This window comes from Amycolatopsis sp. NPDC104863 (assembly GCF_055582965.1).
Map to the genome: position 1 here is coordinate 1,379,675 of NZ_JBVJOW010000001.1, position 15,004 is coordinate 1,394,678.

At 71.0% G+C, this 15,004-nt stretch carries 13 protein-coding genes; 7 read left to right on the forward strand and 6 right to left on the reverse strand.

Going from position 1 to position 15,004, the window contains the following annotated elements; genetic code table 11:
* Positions 1 to 89 precede the first annotated feature (89 nt).
* Positions 90 to 2,144: a M3 family metallopeptidase gene (locus tag ACZ63J_RS06045; protein ID WP_465406786.1), complete on the forward strand. Its 2,055-nt coding sequence runs from the start codon at positions 90 to 92 to the stop codon at positions 2,142 to 2,144.
* 213 nt (positions 2,145 to 2,357) lie between these two features.
* On the forward strand, positions 2,358 to 2,795 hold the full coding sequence (locus tag ACZ63J_RS06050) for a DUF6294 family protein (protein WP_465406784.1): 438 nt from the start codon (positions 2,358 to 2,360) through the stop codon (positions 2,793 to 2,795).
* 42 nt (positions 2,796 to 2,837) lie between these two features.
* Here ACZ63J_RS06050 and ACZ63J_RS06055 read toward each other — a convergent pair whose 3' ends face one another.
* On the reverse strand, positions 2,838 to 3,434 hold the full coding sequence (locus ACZ63J_RS06055) for a ClpP family protease (protein ID WP_465304836.1): 597 nt from the start codon (positions 3,432 to 3,434) through the stop codon (positions 2,838 to 2,840).
* An 84-nt stretch (positions 3,435 to 3,518) separates the two neighbouring features.
* Here ACZ63J_RS06055 and ACZ63J_RS06060 point away from each other — a divergent pair, with 84 nt between their 5' ends.
* Complete coding sequence (locus ACZ63J_RS06060) at positions 3,519 to 4,391, forward strand: Vgb family protein (protein WP_465408855.1); 873 nt, start codon at positions 3,519 to 3,521, stop codon at positions 4,389 to 4,391.
* A gap of 60 nt (positions 4,392 to 4,451) precedes the next feature.
* Here ACZ63J_RS06060 and ACZ63J_RS06065 read toward each other — a convergent pair whose 3' ends face one another.
* Positions 4,452 to 5,432 (reverse strand): malate dehydrogenase, encoded by a 981-nt coding sequence (locus ACZ63J_RS06065; protein WP_465304838.1) that lies wholly within the window; start codon positions 5,430 to 5,432, stop codon positions 4,452 to 4,454.
* Positions 5,433 to 5,531: 99 nt separating this feature from the next.
* Positions 5,532 to 5,975 carry a MarR family winged helix-turn-helix transcriptional regulator gene (locus ACZ63J_RS06070; protein ID WP_465408853.1) on the reverse strand — a complete coding sequence of 148 codons (444 nt, stop codon included), beginning with the start codon at positions 5,973 to 5,975 and terminating at the stop codon, positions 5,532 to 5,534.
* Positions 5,976 to 6,071: 96 nt separating this feature from the next.
* On the opposite strand from ACZ63J_RS06070, the gene ACZ63J_RS06075 reads away from it, so the two are divergent.
* From ACZ63J_RS06075 to ACZ63J_RS06090, 4 genes are all read left to right on the forward strand, one after another.
* Positions 6,072 to 6,479, forward strand: a complete 408-nt coding sequence (locus ACZ63J_RS06075) for a nuclear transport factor 2 family protein (RefSeq protein ID WP_465408851.1) — start codon at positions 6,072 to 6,074, stop codon at positions 6,477 to 6,479.
* Entirely contained in the window at positions 6,476 to 6,841 is a 366-nt protein-coding gene (locus ACZ63J_RS06080) for a VOC family protein (protein WP_465408849.1), read from the forward strand. The genes ACZ63J_RS06075 and ACZ63J_RS06080 overlap by 4 nt, the downstream gene beginning before the upstream one ends.
* Positions 6,842 to 6,843: 2 nt before the next feature.
* Complete coding sequence (locus tag ACZ63J_RS06085) at positions 6,844 to 7,695, forward strand: TIGR03560 family F420-dependent LLM class oxidoreductase (protein WP_465439335.1); 852 nt, start codon at positions 6,844 to 6,846, stop codon at positions 7,693 to 7,695.
* 241 nt (positions 7,696 to 7,936) lie between these two features.
* Positions 7,937 to 8,566 (forward strand): DUF4360 domain-containing protein, encoded by a 630-nt coding sequence (locus ACZ63J_RS06090; protein WP_465408845.1) that lies wholly within the window; start codon positions 7,937 to 7,939, stop codon positions 8,564 to 8,566.
* 55 nt (positions 8,567 to 8,621) lie between these two features.
* Here the strand turns inward: ACZ63J_RS06090 and ACZ63J_RS06095 are convergent, their stop codons facing one another.
* Genes ACZ63J_RS06095 through ACZ63J_RS06105 form a run of 3 tightly spaced genes read right to left on the reverse strand, consistent with a single transcriptional unit; the run spans position 8,622 to position 14,927 of the window.
* Positions 8,622 to 10,715, reverse strand: a complete 2,094-nt coding sequence (locus ACZ63J_RS06095) for an FUSC family protein (protein WP_465408844.1) — start codon at positions 10,713 to 10,715, stop codon at positions 8,622 to 8,624.
* The gene (locus ACZ63J_RS06100; RefSeq protein WP_465408842.1) at positions 10,712 to 13,843 is read right to left on the reverse strand and encodes a GH92 family glycosyl hydrolase; all 3,132 of its coding nucleotides are present in this window, start codon (positions 13,841 to 13,843) and stop codon (positions 10,712 to 10,714) included. Before ACZ63J_RS06100 ends, ACZ63J_RS06095 begins: the two co-directional genes overlap by 4 nt.
* Positions 13,844 to 13,886: 43 nt before the next feature.
* Entirely contained in the window at positions 13,887 to 14,927 is a 1,041-nt protein-coding gene (locus ACZ63J_RS06105) for a terpene synthase family protein (protein WP_465408840.1), read from the reverse strand.
* Positions 14,928 to 15,004: the final 77 nt, after the last annotated feature.

Sequence of the window (15,004 nt, forward strand, 5' to 3'; positions counted from 1 at the left end):
GCCACCTCCGGAAAGCGCTGACATCGGCACCGGGGTGACCCGTAGGGTGGTGGGACCGAGTGTTTCTCCCCGACCAGGAGCCTGCCCCGATGATTTCGCCGGACAACCCGTTCGCCGCACCCAGCGAACTGCCCTACGCCCTGCCGCCCTTCGACCGGATCGCGGACGAGCACTACCGGCCCGCGTTCGAAGCGGGGCTGGCCGAGCACGCGGCGGAGATCGAGGCGATCGCGGCGCAGGACGCCGAGCCGACGTTCGACAACACCATCGTGGCGCTGGAACGCTCCGGCGAGCTGCTCGGCCGGGTGGCGAGCGTGTTCTACAACCTGTCCGGCTCCAACAGCACCGACGAGATCCAGGCGATCCAGGCGGAGTTCGCGCCGAAGCTGGCGGCCCACCACGACGCGATCCACCTGGACCCCCGGCTGTTCGCCCGCATCGACACCCTGCACGCGCGGCGCGCCGAGCTCGGCCTGGACGAGGAGTCGCTGCGGCTGCTGGAGCGCCAGCACACCGACTTCAGCCGTGCGGGCGCCGGGCTCGGCGAGGCCGAGCAGGCCCGCCTGCGCGCGCTCAACGAGCAGCTTTCGACGTTGCAGACCCGGTTCCAGCAGAACCTGCTCAAGGACACCAACACCCTGGCCGTCGTGATCGCCGGCCGCGCGGAGCTGGCCGGCTTCGGTGACGGCGCGATCGCCACCGCGGCCGAGGCGGCGGCCGCCCGCGGGGAAGCCGGCAAGTACGTGCTCAGCCTGACGCTGCCGACGAGCCAGGCGTCCCCGCTGGAAACCCTGCGCGACCGCGACGTCCGCGCGCGGATCCACACCGCGTCGATGGCGCGGGGCAACGGCGGCAACGAGTTCGACAACAACACCGTCGTCGCGGAGATCGTGCGGCTGCGCGCCGAACGCGCCGCGCTGCTCGGCTACCCGAACCACGCGGCGTACGTCATCGCGGACGAGACGGCCAAGACCGCGGAAGCCGCCGCCGGGCTCCTGGAGCGGCTGGCGCCGGCGGCGGTCGCGAACGCGCGGACCGAAGCCGCGGAACTGCAGCAGCTGCTCGAAGCCGACGTGCCGGGCGCGTCGCTGCGGCCCTCGGACTGGCCCTACTACGCCGCCCAGGTCCGGCGTGAACGCTTCGACGTCGACACCGAGGCCCTGCGGCCGTACTTCGAGGCCGACCGCGTCTACCTCGACGGCGTCTTCTTCGCCGCCACCAAGCTGTACGGGCTCACCTTCACCGAACGGCACGACCTGCCGAAGTACCACCCGGAGGTCCGGACCTTCGAGGTCTTCGACACCGACGGCACCCCGCTCGGGCTGTACCTGCTCGACCTCTACACCCGCGACGCCAAGCGCGGCGGCGCCTGGATGAACACCTTCGTCGACCAGTCCGAGCTGCTCGGCCGCAAGACGGTCGTGGTGAACGTCCTCAACGTCGGCAAGCCACCGGCGGGGGAGCCGACCCTGCTGACCTTCGACGAGGTCGTCACCGCGTTCCACGAGTTCGGCCACGCCCTGCACGCCCTCGTCTCGGCCGTTCGCTACCCGACGTTCTCCGGCACCAACGTGCCCCGCGACTTCGTCGAATACCCGTCCCAGGTCAACGAGATGTGGATGCTGTGGCCGGAGGTGCTGGCCAACTACGCCAAGCACCACGAGACCGGCGAGGCGCTGCCCGCCGAGCAGGTCGAGAAGCTCCTCGCGGCCCAGCAGTACGGCGAAGGCTTCTCCACCACCGAATACCTGGCGGCGTCGCTGCTCGACCAGGCCTGGCACCGCCTCGGCGTCGACGACCGCGTCGAAGACGTCCAGCGGTTCGAAACCGACGCGCTGGTGAAGGCCGGCGTCGCGGTGGAAGCCATCCCGCCGCGCTACCGCACCACCTACTTCGCGCACATCTTCAGCGGCGGCTACAGCGCCGGGTACTACTCCTACATCTGGAGCGAAGTCCTCGACGCCGACACCGTCCAGTGGTTCCGGGAGAGCGGGGGACTGACCCGCGAGAACGGCGACCACTTCCGCCGCACCCTCCTCGGCCGCGGCGGATCCCTCGACCCGATGGACGCCTTCCGGGCCTTCCGCGGCCGCGACCCCGAGATCGAACCCCTCCTCAAGCGCCGAGGACTCAACGGAGTCTGAGCACTCTTCAACTGTATAACGCCCTATACCCTGGGGCCGGTTTCAAGAAAAATCCGGCCCCAGAACCGTTGATACAAAAACCGCAACGAAAAGCGGGGCCGCTCGGGCAGTATCGCCTTCCCCCGCAGCCGCACGTCCGCGACCTTCGCCGGGCCCGCCGGAGAGCTAGCTTTTGGCTGGCATGGATTCGGCTACACCCGGGGAGGGAAAATGATGGGCAAGATGCGTCGGGCGTCGGTCGTCCTGGCGATGGTCGCCGCGGCGATGGGCAGCCTGTTCGTCGTGCCGGCGTCGGCGGGGACGCAGACCGCGGAAGCGACCTGTACGGGCGCGGGTTCCTGCTGGTTCACGTGGGGTCGCATCACGGCGGGCGACTGCACGATGGACCAGGCGAAGTGGACCCTGAACCGCAACGGCAGCGCGACGTTCGAGGCGGTGATCGTCAGCAGCGACAGCAACGACGCGTGGCTGATGTGGCCGGTCGCGGTGGACAGCTCCGGTTTTGTGCTCGGCCCGATCGTGCACGGTGGTGACCCGAAGTTCGTGCGGGGCACCGTGAAGAACACGTGGACGTGGTGGTTCGACGCGGGGTCGTTCGACGCCGGGTTCTTCGACCGGATCAACAGCATGCGGCTGACCAGCCACTGCTGACGGGGACCGGGTGGGCGGCTCTTCGGGGCCGCCCACCCCGGGTCAGGCGGTGATGGCCTGTTCGCCGGTGACGATGTGGTCGACGAACCCGTAGGCGAGGGCTTCGTCGGCGTCGAACCAGCGGTCGCGGTCGGCGTCGGTGGTGATCCGTTCGACGCTCTGGCCGGTCTGGCGGGCGGTGATTTCGGCGATGCGGCGTTTCATCTTGCCGAACACCTCGGCCTGGATGGCGATGTCGGTGGCGGCGCCGCTGATGCCGGCGGAGGGCTGGTGCATGACGATGCGGGTGTTGGGGAGCAGGTAGCGCTTTCCGGGGGTGCCGGAGGAGAGCAGGAACTGGCCCATGGAGGCGACGAAGCCGAGGCCCCAGGTGGAGACGTCGGGTTTGACGAGCTGCATGGTGTCGTAGATGGCCATGCCCGCGGTGACGGAGCCGCCGGGTGAGTTGAGGTAGAAGGTGATGTCCTTCGCGGGGTCGTCGGCGGCCAGCAGGAGGAGCTGGGCGATGATCCGGTTGGCGGTCTCGTCGGTGACTTCGGAGCCGAGGAAGATGATGCGGTCGCGCAGGAGCTGTTCGTAGACCGAGTCGTTGAGGGTCTGGCCGGGTGCCTGCATGTCGGGTACGGCGAGAAGGGTCATGGGGCCGACCGTAGGGTGCTGGGGGTGTGGTGGTGATCGTCGTTCGCTGTGGGCGTGCGAGTTTCGCTCCGGGCGATCGCCGGGATGGGGATGCGAATGCCGTCGGTCGAAGAGTTTCCGGTGCCGGGTGCGGGTCCGTACGGGGTCGTGGCCGGGGCGGACGGGGCGTTGTGGTTCACGCTGGTCCACAGCGGACAGATCGGCCGGTTCGCGGCCGGGGAGGTGTCGGTGTACCAGCTGGCGCCGGAGACGACGGGGCCGACGGTGATCACGGCGGGTCCGGATGGTGCGTTGTGGTTCACGGAGTACCAGGGGAGCCGGATCGGGCGGATCACGACCGGTGGTGTGGTTTCGGCGTTCGAGGTGCCGACGCCGTACGGGATCACGGCGGGTCCGGACGGGGCGTTGTGGTTCACCGAGATCAACGCCGATCGGGTCGGCCGGATCACGGTGGACGGAGACGTGACGGAGTTTCCGCTGCCGGTGTCGGGTGCGTTTCCGTCGATGATCACGACGGGTTCCGATGGGGCGTTGTGGTGCACGCTGAACCAGGCGAACGCGATCGGGCGGGTCACGACGGACGGTGAGGTTTCGGTGTATCCGGTGCCGACGGAGGCGGCGGCGCCGGTGGGGATCACGGCGGGTCCGGACGGGGCGTTGTGGTTCGTGGAGATCGGTGCGGGTCAGGTGGGCCGGATCGGTGTTGACGGTGTGGTGACCGAGTTCCCGTTGCCGGACCGTGCTTCGCGGCCGCACGCGATCGTCGCGGGTGGGGACGGCGCGTTGTGGGTGACGTTGTGGGGTGCGAACCGGGTCGCGCGGGTGACGGTGGAGGGCGAGGTCGCGGAGCTGGAGCTGCCGACGCCGGGGTCGGAGCCGCACGGGATCGCGGTGGGGCCGGACGGTGCGGTGTGGACGGCGCTGGAGGTCGGGAAGCTCGCGCGGATCCGGTACTGACACTGACGTGAAAAGGGGCCGCCGTCCTGAGTGGACGGCGGCCCCTTTTCACATCACGGCTCAGATGAGGCCGAGCTTCTGCACGGTGTCGCGCTCTTCGACGAGCTCGGCGACGGAGGCGTCGATGCGGGCGCGGGAGAAGTCGTCGATCTCGAGGCCCTGGACGATCTCGTACTTGCCGTTCTTGGCGGTGACGGGGAAGGACGAGATGATGCCTTCGGCGACGCCGTAGGAGCCGTCGGAGACGACGCCGGCGGAGGTCCAGTCGCCTTCGGGGGTGCCGTTGACCCAGGTGTAGACGTGGTCGATGGCGGCGGAGGCGGCCGAGGCGGCGGAGGAGAGGCCGCGGGCTTCGATGATGGCGGCGCCGCGCTTGGCGACGGTGGGGATGAAGTCGCTCTCGAGCCAGGCCTGGTCGACCTCGACGCTCTTGCCGCCGACCTCGGCGTGCTGGACCGAGGGGTACTGGGTGGCGGAGTGGTTGCCCCAGATGGCGAGCTTCTTGAGCTCGGTGACGGGGACGCCGAGCTTCTTGGAGAGCTGGGCGAGCGCGCGGTTGTGGTCGAGGCGGGTCATCGCGGTGAAGCGGTCGGCGGGCACGTCGGGGGCGTGCGAGCGGGCGATGAGGGCGTTGGTGTTGGCGGGGTTGCCGACGACGAGGACCTTGATGTCGTCGGCGGCGCCGGCGTTGATGGCCTCACCCTGGGGCTTGAAGATGCCGCCGTTGGCCTCGAGGAGGTCGCCGCGCTCCATGCCCTTGCTGCGGGGACGGGCGCCGACGAGGAGGGCGATGTTGGTGCCTTCGAAGGCCTGCTTGGGGTCGTCGAAGATGTCGGTGCCGGCCAGGAGCGGGAACGCGCCGTCGTCGAGCTCCATGGCGGTGCCCTCGGCCGCCTTGACCGCCTGCGGGATCTCCAGGAGCCGCAGCTTCACCGGGACGTCCTGGCCGAGGAGCTGACCGGACGCGATGCGGAAGAGCAGCGCGTAGCCGATCTGTCCGGCGGCGCCGGTGACGGTCACGTTGACAGGGGCTTGGGTCATTACGGTTCTCCAGCTTGAGACGACTTTGGCTAGTGCGTGTGAGCCTATCTCTCCTCGTGGTGGCCGGACGGGTGCGTCCAGTCACTCTCGCTGGATCGATCAGGGTCCGGCCGGGTCGTCGGTGACGTTGGCGGCGAGGCGGTGGAGGAGGTCGGCGAGCTGGGCGGTTTCGGCGTCGGAGAGGCCTTTTCGCATGCGCTGGTCGTGGGCGATGGCGGCGGTGGCGAGGCGGTGGAAGAGGTGTTCGCCGGTTTCGGTGAGTTCGACGAGGTGGACGCGGCGGTTGGTGGGGTCGCGGCGGCGGGTGACGAGGCCGGTGGTTTCCATGCCGTTGAGGTGGTGGGTGAGGGTGGCGCCCTGGATGCCGACGGCGTCGGCGAGTTCGCGTTGGTTGGCGACGGGGTGGGTTTTGAGGGAGATGAGGATCTGCCAGATGGGCTGGGAGCCGCCGGCGGCGGCGAGGGCGTGGTCGAAGGCTCGGCCGGCGGTTTTGGCGGTGCGGGCGAGGACGACGCCGATGGGGGCGGTGGTGGGTGGTGGCACGGGGTGAACCGTACCGCAGAAGCAGAGGGATCTAAGTGTTTGACATCTAATGGTTAGAGATCTAACGTTGTGCTCATCGAACGGAAGGGGAGCACGATGAGCACCGAAGAGCAGGTCCGCGAGTTCGGCCGGGTCTGGGCCGCGGCCGAGGAGCGCGGCGACACCGCCGTGCTGGCCGGCCTGGTCGCCGACGGGTTCCGCCTGGTCGGGCCGCTGGGGTTCGTCCTGGATCGCGACCAGTGGCTGGCGCGCTACGGCGGCGGTGACCTGGTCACCGAGAAGCTGTCCTGGACCGATGTCGAGGTTCACGACTTCGGCGGCACGGCGGTCGCGATCGGCGTGCACGAGCAGGTCGCGAAGCACCAGGGGAACCCGGTGAACGGCCGGTTCCGCGCGACGCACGTGCTGGTCCGCGCCGACGGGGCGTGGCGGCTGGCCGGCATCCACCTGAGCCCGATCGGCGGCCCGCCGCCGTTCGCGCCGGCGCCGGGAGCCGGGCGATGAGCGTTGAACTGAATCACACGATCGTGTGTGTCACCGATCGGGAGAAGTCGGCGGCGTTCCTGGCCGGGATCCTCGGCCTGGAGCCGGGCCCGGTCGACGGGCCGTTCGTGCCGGTCCGGCTCGCGAACGGCGTGACGCTGGACTACCTGCGCGTCGAGGCGGTTACCGGCCAGCACTACGCGTTCCTGGTCGGCGAGGACGACTTCGACGCGGCGATGGCGCGCATCGAAGCGGGTGGCGTCACGTACTGGGCGGACCCGTTCCACGAGCGGGCCGGCGAGGTCAACAGCCTGAACGGCGGCCGCGGGGTCTACTTCGAGGATCCCGACGGCCACAACATGGAACTGCTCACGAGGGGGTAGTGGTGAAGCTGAGCATCGGGGTCACGGACTTCTCGTGGCCGGACAAGCTGACCGGCGAGCTCGCGGGGGTCGCCGAGGCGGCCGAGGACGCCGGGCTGGACACCCTCTGGGTCGCAGATCACCTGCTGCAGGCCGACCCGCACAGCACCCCGGACTCGGCGATGCTCGAGGCGTACACGACGCTGGGGTTCCTCGCCGCGCGGACCAGCCGGATCGCGCTGGGGACGATGGTGTCGGCGGTGACGTTCCGGCCGCCGGCGCTGCTGGTCAAGGCCGTCACGACGCTGGACGTCCTCTCCGGCGGGCGGGCGCGGTTCGGGATCGGCACCGGGCACCACGACGGGGAGGCGCGGGCGATGGGCCTGCCGTTCCCGCCGGTGGGTGAGCGGTTCGAGCGGATGGAGGAGACCATCCGGCTGGCGGTGCGGATGTGGGCGGGGGACACCTCGCCGTTCGAGGGTGCGCACTACCGGCTCGACCGTCCGATCGGGATCCCGCTGCCGGTGCGGCGGCCGCGGGTGCTGATCGGCGGCGCCGGTGAGCGGAAGACGCTGCGGCTCGTGGCCCGCTACGCCGACGCGTGCAACGTGTTCGACATCCCGGACGGCGGCAAGACGGTGCGCCACAAGCTGTCGGTGCTGCGGCGCCACTGCGACGAGGTGGGGCGGCCGTACGGGGAGATCGAGAAGACGATCAGCACGCGGTTGTCGCCGGGTGAGTCGGCGGAGTCGTTCGCGCGGCGGTGCGCGGAGTTCGCGAGCTGGGGGATCGAGCACGCGGTCGTGATCACGGCGGGTCCGTGGCCGGTGGCCGGAATCCGGACGCTGGGGCGGGCCGCGGCCTTACTGGACTGACCGGACGACGCGGGGGTGATCGCCGCGGTGGCCGGGCGGTCCGGCGGCACGAAATCGTTTTCCGGACGATTTATCCGTGCCCCGGTGAATGGGAAGAACGGAATTTGTCGGAATGTGAGCAATGCCGCGTGGTGGGACGACTACGGCGCGTTGCTCCGTTCAGCGGGGTTTGCTTCCATGATCCTTTCGCTACCATGGTCGCGCCCCCGTCCCCAATTCGCAGGTATTGGGAAGGATTCCGATGCTTTCTGCGGTCGTTGCTGCCGTCATGGCGCTGTCCTCTGTGGTCACCCCCCATTCGTGGAACACTCCTCCGCCGCCCGACAAAATCGTCATCGACGTCGTGAACGCCAATGGCACCGGCTGCCCGGCGGGCACGTCGGCCGTGGCGGTTTCGCAGGACAACACGGCGTTCACCGTGACCTACAGCGCCTACACGGCGCTGGTCGGGGTGGGCGCCGGTCCGCTGGACGCCAGGAAGAACTGCCAGATCGGCCTGCGGGTGCACGTCCCGCAGGGGTTCACCTACGGAATCGCGCAGGCCGACTACCGCGGATTCGCCCACCTGGAACGGGGCTCGACCGGCCTGGAAAGGGCCAACTACTATTTCCAGGGGAATTCCCCGACGGCGTACATCCAGCATCCGCTGGCGGGTGCGTTCGAGGACGACTGGCATTTCACGGATTCGACCGAGGTCGGCGCGATCGTGTTCAAGCCGTGCGGCGAGGAACGCAATCTGAACATCAACACGGAATTGCGGGCCGCGGCCGGGTCGTCGGATCCGAAGAAGACGACGAGCTACGTCACGATGGACTCGACCGACGGCAGCATCACGACGACGTACCACTTCGCGTGGTTGTCCTGTCCGTGACCGGGAAACGGTGAACCCCGGGGCGGCGCGGCTCGGCAGCGCGCCGCCCCGGCGGTCATGGCTTGACCGCGGCCCGGGGGTCGGTCGCCTGGAGCCCGAAGACCCGGCCGAGGGAGACGAGCGCCTCGTCGAGGTGGCTGAGGCTGGAGAGGACGGCACGGGTTTCGGCCTGCTCGACGCGGTCGGAGACCGGGGTGCCGTCGTCGCGCACGAGCGTGCCGGGTGTGGGGCCACCCGGCGCTTCGAGCGTTTTGCGGACGACGTCGATGTTGGCCAGCAGCCGGCCGGTGAACTGGCGCAGGCGGTCGGCGTCGGCGCCGGCGCCGGCGAGCTGCCCGGGCTGGGCGCGGGCGGCGACGTGGCGGGCCCGGAAGGCGATGGTCTCCAGGGTGGTGAGCACGTGCCAGCCGTAGTCGCGGCGGGCGCTGCGCAGGTTGACCGGGTGGGTGAGCGGCTCGATGGTGGTCCGGACTTGTTCGACGGCGCGGTCGAGGTCGCGGGAGAGCTCGATGATGTTGACGTTCTCTTCGCCGGCGAGCAGGCCGCTGGTGTGCTCGAGGAACTCCGCCAGCTCGTCGAGGACCTCGGTGATGTCGTCGAGCATGACCGCGCGGGTGCGGACCGGGACGATGACGACCGCGGCGAGGATGCCCGCGGCGGCGCCGACCGCGGTTTCGGCGACGCGGATCCACAGCACTTCGAGGCTGAAGGTGCCGAGCAGGCTGTAGAGCAGGCCGAGCATGCTGGTGACGAAGAACGCCATCACCACCTGGGAGATCCGGGCGCTGTAGACCATCCCGAACACGCAGACCAGGATCAGCGCGAGCGTGGCGGGGGTGCTGCCGCCGACGAGGAGGGCGAGCAGGACCCCGCCGACGATGCCGATCAGGGTGCCGCCGAGGCGGCGGACGCCCTTGACGAAGGTGGCGCCGGCGCTGGAGGCGCCGATGAACACCACGAACACCGTGAGCACGGCCCAGTACCAGCGCTGGTGGGAGACGAGTTCACCGCCGAGCACCGCGAGCCCGCCGCCGACGACGGCCTGGATGGCGCTGCGGGTCTGGTTGTCGTAGGCGAACTTCGGCGCCGGTTCGTCGTCCTCGGTGTCCTCGATCGAGTCCGGAGTGGACTCCGGCGCCGCGGCGCGCTGGGCGCGGTCGTCGGCCAGGGCGAGCTCGGCCAGCGCCTTGCGGACGCCGTCGCCGGGCGCGGCGTGTTCGTCGATGCGGCTGCCTTCGACGAGCATGCGGCTGTACTCGCCGGTCTGGCTGATCAGCGGCAGCTCGCGCGGGTCGCGTTCCATCAGGGCGCGGAACCGCGCGAGCCGGGCGATGAGGTCGTCGCGGACGTCCGCGGTCAGCTCGTCGGAGCAGGTGCGCTGGACGGTGATCACCAGCCACTGCACGGCGAGCTCGACCTCGATGGCACGCCGGCGCAGGACGTCGGCGGCGCGGGCGTCGACGACGTCGGGGGCGGCGTCTTCGATGAGCAGGACGCATTCGTGGAGGCGGCTGGTCGCCGAGCGCAGCTGCTTGCGGGTGCGCTCGCCGCCCCCGACGGCCAGGTGCGCCTCGGTGGCGCGGACGACGGCGGCGAGGCGGGCGCGGAAGGCCCGGCGCACCCGCAGGAACTCGGCCTCGGCGTTGTGCCGCAGCAGGACGAACCGGACGACGGCGTTGGCCAGCACCCCGACCCCGAGCGCCATCAGCAGCTGCGGGACCTGCCCGAGGTGGGCCTGCAGGAACATCGGGAAGAAGAACAGGAAGAAGCCGATCGAGCCGAGCGCGGTGCCGCGCGGGCCGAAGCGCTGGGCGTAGACGGCGACGAAGATCAGCAGGACGAACACGACGCTGTCCATCGGCGGCAGGGCCGAGCCGAGGCTGGCGACGGTGATCGACGCGGCGCCGGTGAGGAACGCCAGGCCGAGGGTGACGGCCTGGCCGCCGGGGGTGGCGTCGTTGACGGTGAACGCCGTCATCATCGCGGCGATGGCGCCGACGAGCATGACGGTGAGCGGCACGTGCGCGGGCAGCAGCGCGCCGACGGCGAGGACGATGCCGAGGACGGCGGAGCCGGCCAGCCGCAGCCGGACCAGGCCGGGGTCGGCCGCCGCGAGCCGGTCGAGCGCGGCGGTGCGGAAGCGGTTCATCGGGCGAGCAGCTCCCACTGGGCGAGGGTGGCGCGGCGGCCGCGGCTCGCGGTGACCCGCAGCCGGTAATGGCGGTGAGCGGCCGGCTCGGCGAGCACGAACGGCCGGGTCTGGCGGCGCCACCGGAACAGCTCGTCGTGGCGTTCGTCCAGGGTGGTCCACTCGGTGCCGTCGTCGGAGCCTTCGAGCACCCACGCGCGGGGGTCGCCGCCGCGGTCGCCGGAGGTGAGTGTGTACATCGTGACTTCGCGGGGGTCGCCGTCGACGGTGAACTCGATCGCCGGGGTGGCGCCGCGGAAGGTGACCTGGGTGCGGGTGGTGTCGTCGAAAAGCGCGCCGACGTTCTTGGCGTCCTCGCTGGTGGCGGTGCCGGTGAGGTCGGAGACGGGGTCGGGCTGTTCGGCGGGCGGCGGCGGGGCGCCCCACTCGCCCGGCTCGGTGCTGAGGTCGAAGACCAGCTCGGCGCCGCCGGCGAGGGTGGCGTGAGCGATGCTGGTGGCGTCGTGCGGCCGGCCGTCGACGGTGAGGCCGCGGACGTAGACGGTCTCGTCGGTGTTGCCGGGCGCGTGGACGACCAGCTTCTTGCCCTCGCCCAGGTGCACGGTCGCCTTCTCGAACAGCGGCGAGCCGATCGCGTAGCGGGGGCTGCCGACGGCCAGCGGGTAGAAACCCAGCGCGCTGAAGACGTACCACGCGGACATCTCGCCGTTGTCCTCGTCGCCGGGGTAGCCCTGGCCGATCTCGCTGCCGAGGTAGAGGCGCCGCAGCACCTCACGCACGACCCGCTGGGCCTTAGCGGGCGCGCCGGCGAGGTTGTAGATGTACGGGATGTGGTGCGAGGGCTGGTTGGAGTGGCCGTACTGGCCCATGCGGACGTCGCGGGCTTCGGTCATCTCGTGGATCAGGCCGCCGTACGCGCCGGGCCGCTGACCGGTCTCCGGGGTCGCGAAGAACTCGTCGAGCTTCGCTTCGAGGCCTTCGTTGCCGCCGTGGAGCGCGGCGAGACCGGGGCCGTCGTGGGGTGCGGTGAAGGCGGTGTTCCAGGCGTTGGTCTCGACGAAGTCGCCGCCCCACGCGGCCGGGTCGTACCCCTCGGGGGCGAACTTGCGGCTGCCGTCGCGCTTGCGGCCCTGGAAGAAGCCGATCTTCGGGTCGAAGTGGTGCACGTAGTGCTTCGCCCGCTCCCGGAAGTAGGCGGCGTAGTCGGCGTACCTCCGCGCCCGCGGGCCGTCGCTTTCCCGGGACAGCGCCTCGGACAGGTTGGCGAGGCCGAAGTCGTTGACACAGCCTTCCAGCGCCCAGGAGAGTCCTTCGTGGACGGACGTCGGCGTGTACCCGAGGAAGAGCGACTCCGCCAGTCCCTTGCGGCCGACCGACCGGTGCGGCGGGGTCACGGTGGCGTTCTTCAGCCCGGCGTCGTAGGCGGCCTCGACGTCGAAGTCGCGGACGCCCTTGAGGTAGGCGTCGGCGAACGCGACGTCCGAGCTGGTGCCGGTCATCAGGTCCGCGTACCCCGGCGACGACCACCGCGAGATCCAGCCGCCTTCGCGGTACTGCTGGACGAACCCGTCGATCATCCGGCCGCAGTGCGCCGGGTCCAGCAGCGCGTACGCGGGCCAGGTTGTCCGGTAGGTGTCCCAGAAGCCGTTGTTGACGTACATCTCGCCGTCGACGACCTTCGCCCCGGTGCGCCGGCGGGTGCTCGGCCACCGCCGCCGCACGACCGGGCTGGCGTGCCGGATCCCCTTCGGTGTGTTCTCGTGCGCGACGTTCGGGTAGAGGAACAGCCGGTAGAGGTTCGAGTAGAGCGCGGTCAGCTGGTCTTCGGTCGCACCTTCCACCTCGACGCGGCCCAGCTGCTCCTGCCACAGCTCCCGCGCCTGGGCCCGCACCTGCTCGAACGTCGTCCCCTCGGGGATCTCCAGCTCCAGGTTCCGCTTCGCCTGCGCCAGGCTGATCAGCGACGTCGCGATCCGCAGCGTGACGTCCGGGCCGTCGAACTCGAAGTAACCCGCGGTGCGCCGCCACGGCCGGCGGATCTTCCTCCCGCGGGTGGCCGGGGCGTCGGTCTTGGCGTAGACGAACATCCGGCGCGCGCCCGCCGAGAGGCGGCTGCGGACCCAGGTGTGGCCGGTGACCACCCCGGTGTCGGCGTTGAGCCGCAGGCCGCCGCGGTTGCCGGCGTTGTCGAACAGCAGCCAGCCGTGCTTGTCCGGGAAGGTGCACCGCAGGATCGCGGCGTGCGACGTCGGCGCGAGGTCGGCGGTCACCCCGTTGGCGAACCGGACGCCGTAGTGGTGCGGCGAGTCCGTCTCGTCGTCGTGGGAGAAGGCCAGCGCGCGCTTGCGGCGGTCCAGCTCCACCGGGCCGACCCCGGGCAGGACGTGGAAGGTGTGCCGGTCGCCCATCCACGGGCTCGGCTGGTGGCTCAGCGCCAGCGCCTGCAGCGCCGGGCGGTTCTCCGCGTTGTTGTGGCGGTGGTAGGAGTAGATCCAGTTGGTGACCCGGGCGTCGGTGACCGGGGTCCAGAAGTTGAACCCGTGCGGCACCGCCGTTGCCGGGAAATTGTTGCCCCGGGAGTAGTCGCTGCTGGAGTGCGAGCCGCGGGTGGTGCGGACGAAGTCGGCGGGCTCGCGCGGCGGCTCGGCGCGCTCCCCGATCCGGACGTCGTCGACCCAGCCGGTGATCTCGCCCTCCGGCGACGCGGTGCGCAGCACGACCCGGCTGATCCGGCGCCCGGCGAACGCCCCCAGCGGGCGGCGCACCAGGTTCCACTGGTCCACCCACAGCGTCTTCGCCTCACCCTGCTCCTCCGGGGTGAACCCGGCCGTGGCGCCGTCGGCGAACTCGACGTCGAGGCTCACCCAGGTGGCGTGGTACGCCGGGATCTCGCCGTCGGCCTGCGGGAAGACCACATAGGACAGCTCGGTGCGTCCGGTGACGGGCACGTCCAGCTCGAACAGGACACTGCGCGGCCGCGCGTCGTAGCGCAGAGCCTTCACCCCGGTGAAGCCGACGCCGGTCTTGGCCGTGGGGGAGCGGCCGGGGCCGCTGTCGACCCGCAGGGCCGGGTCCGCCGGCTGCGGGTCACCGGTTTCGAAGGAGGAGAAGAACACGGCGTCGGGCATGCGCTCACCGTATCCGCCGAACGGCGTAGCCCGCGGGATGACGTCAGGACGTCCAGGGCAGCGCGTCGCCGGCGCCGAGCCCGGCCGGGTCCGCCGGCAGGCGGACACCCTTGCGCAGCCACGACTCCTCGCGGTAGCGGCCGGTCTCGCGGTGCCACTGGTAGTCCCCGGCCAGCCAGTCCCGCAGGCCCTGCACGTGCCGCGCCACCGCGGCGGCCGTGGCCGGATCGGCCCGGCGCGCGGCGAGCAGCTCCGGCACCTCGATGCTGCCCAGCCGCTCGAACAGCTCGAGCCGGGCCTCCAGCAGCTCCCGGGTCCGGCGCATCGCGTCCGGCAGGCCGGTGCCGAGGAAGGCCGCGGTGACCACCACGCCGTTGGAGACGTCCTGCTCGTACTCGGTTTCGCGCCGGTAGGACACCAGGTCGTTGTGCAGGTCGACGACGTCGGCGAACGCCTCGCCGAGCCGCCGCACCGGCGAGGTCTCCCGGAGGTCGGCGGGGATCTCGATGCCGAGGACCAGCTCGTTGAGCTGCGCCGCCCACAGCGCCCCGCCCGCCCGGCGCCGCATGGCCAGGTAGTCGACCGGCTCGGGCACCCGCCCGGTCACCAGGTTCGCGACCTCCCACAACGCGTCGTCGAACAGGTTCGGCACCTGCGCCGCCAGCCGCTCGCACCAGGAGGCTTCGGCCCGGGTGCGCCGCCACAGGTCCGCCAGGCCCCGCTCCGCCGGGTTGTCCGGCGCCCGCGCGCCGGGCAGGCGCATCTCTCCGAGCCGGGTGAGGAACCGCTGCGCGCCCGGCAGGTCACGGGGTCGTTTGAAGCGCTCCATGACGAGGTCGCCGAGGTACCAGCTCCAGGTGTGCCAGCACGCGCACAGGTCGAGCCGGGCGCCGCGGGCGTCCGGGTGCACCCGCGCGGTGAACAGCCCGAGGTCGAAGTCGGCGAGGTCCTGGGCGTCCCAGACCTCCGCCCACGGGTCGCCCGAGCCGAGCAGGCCGACCTCGCGGGCCCACGCCGCGGAGTGGGCCCGGGCGGCGTCGACGTCGGGACTGCACCGGGCGGGGTACGGCGGCAGGAGCTGCATGGTCCCCGATCCTCGCGCGGGCGCCGGTGCCCCGGCATCCACCGCAGGCGTGACACGGCTACCCGAACGCGTGACGG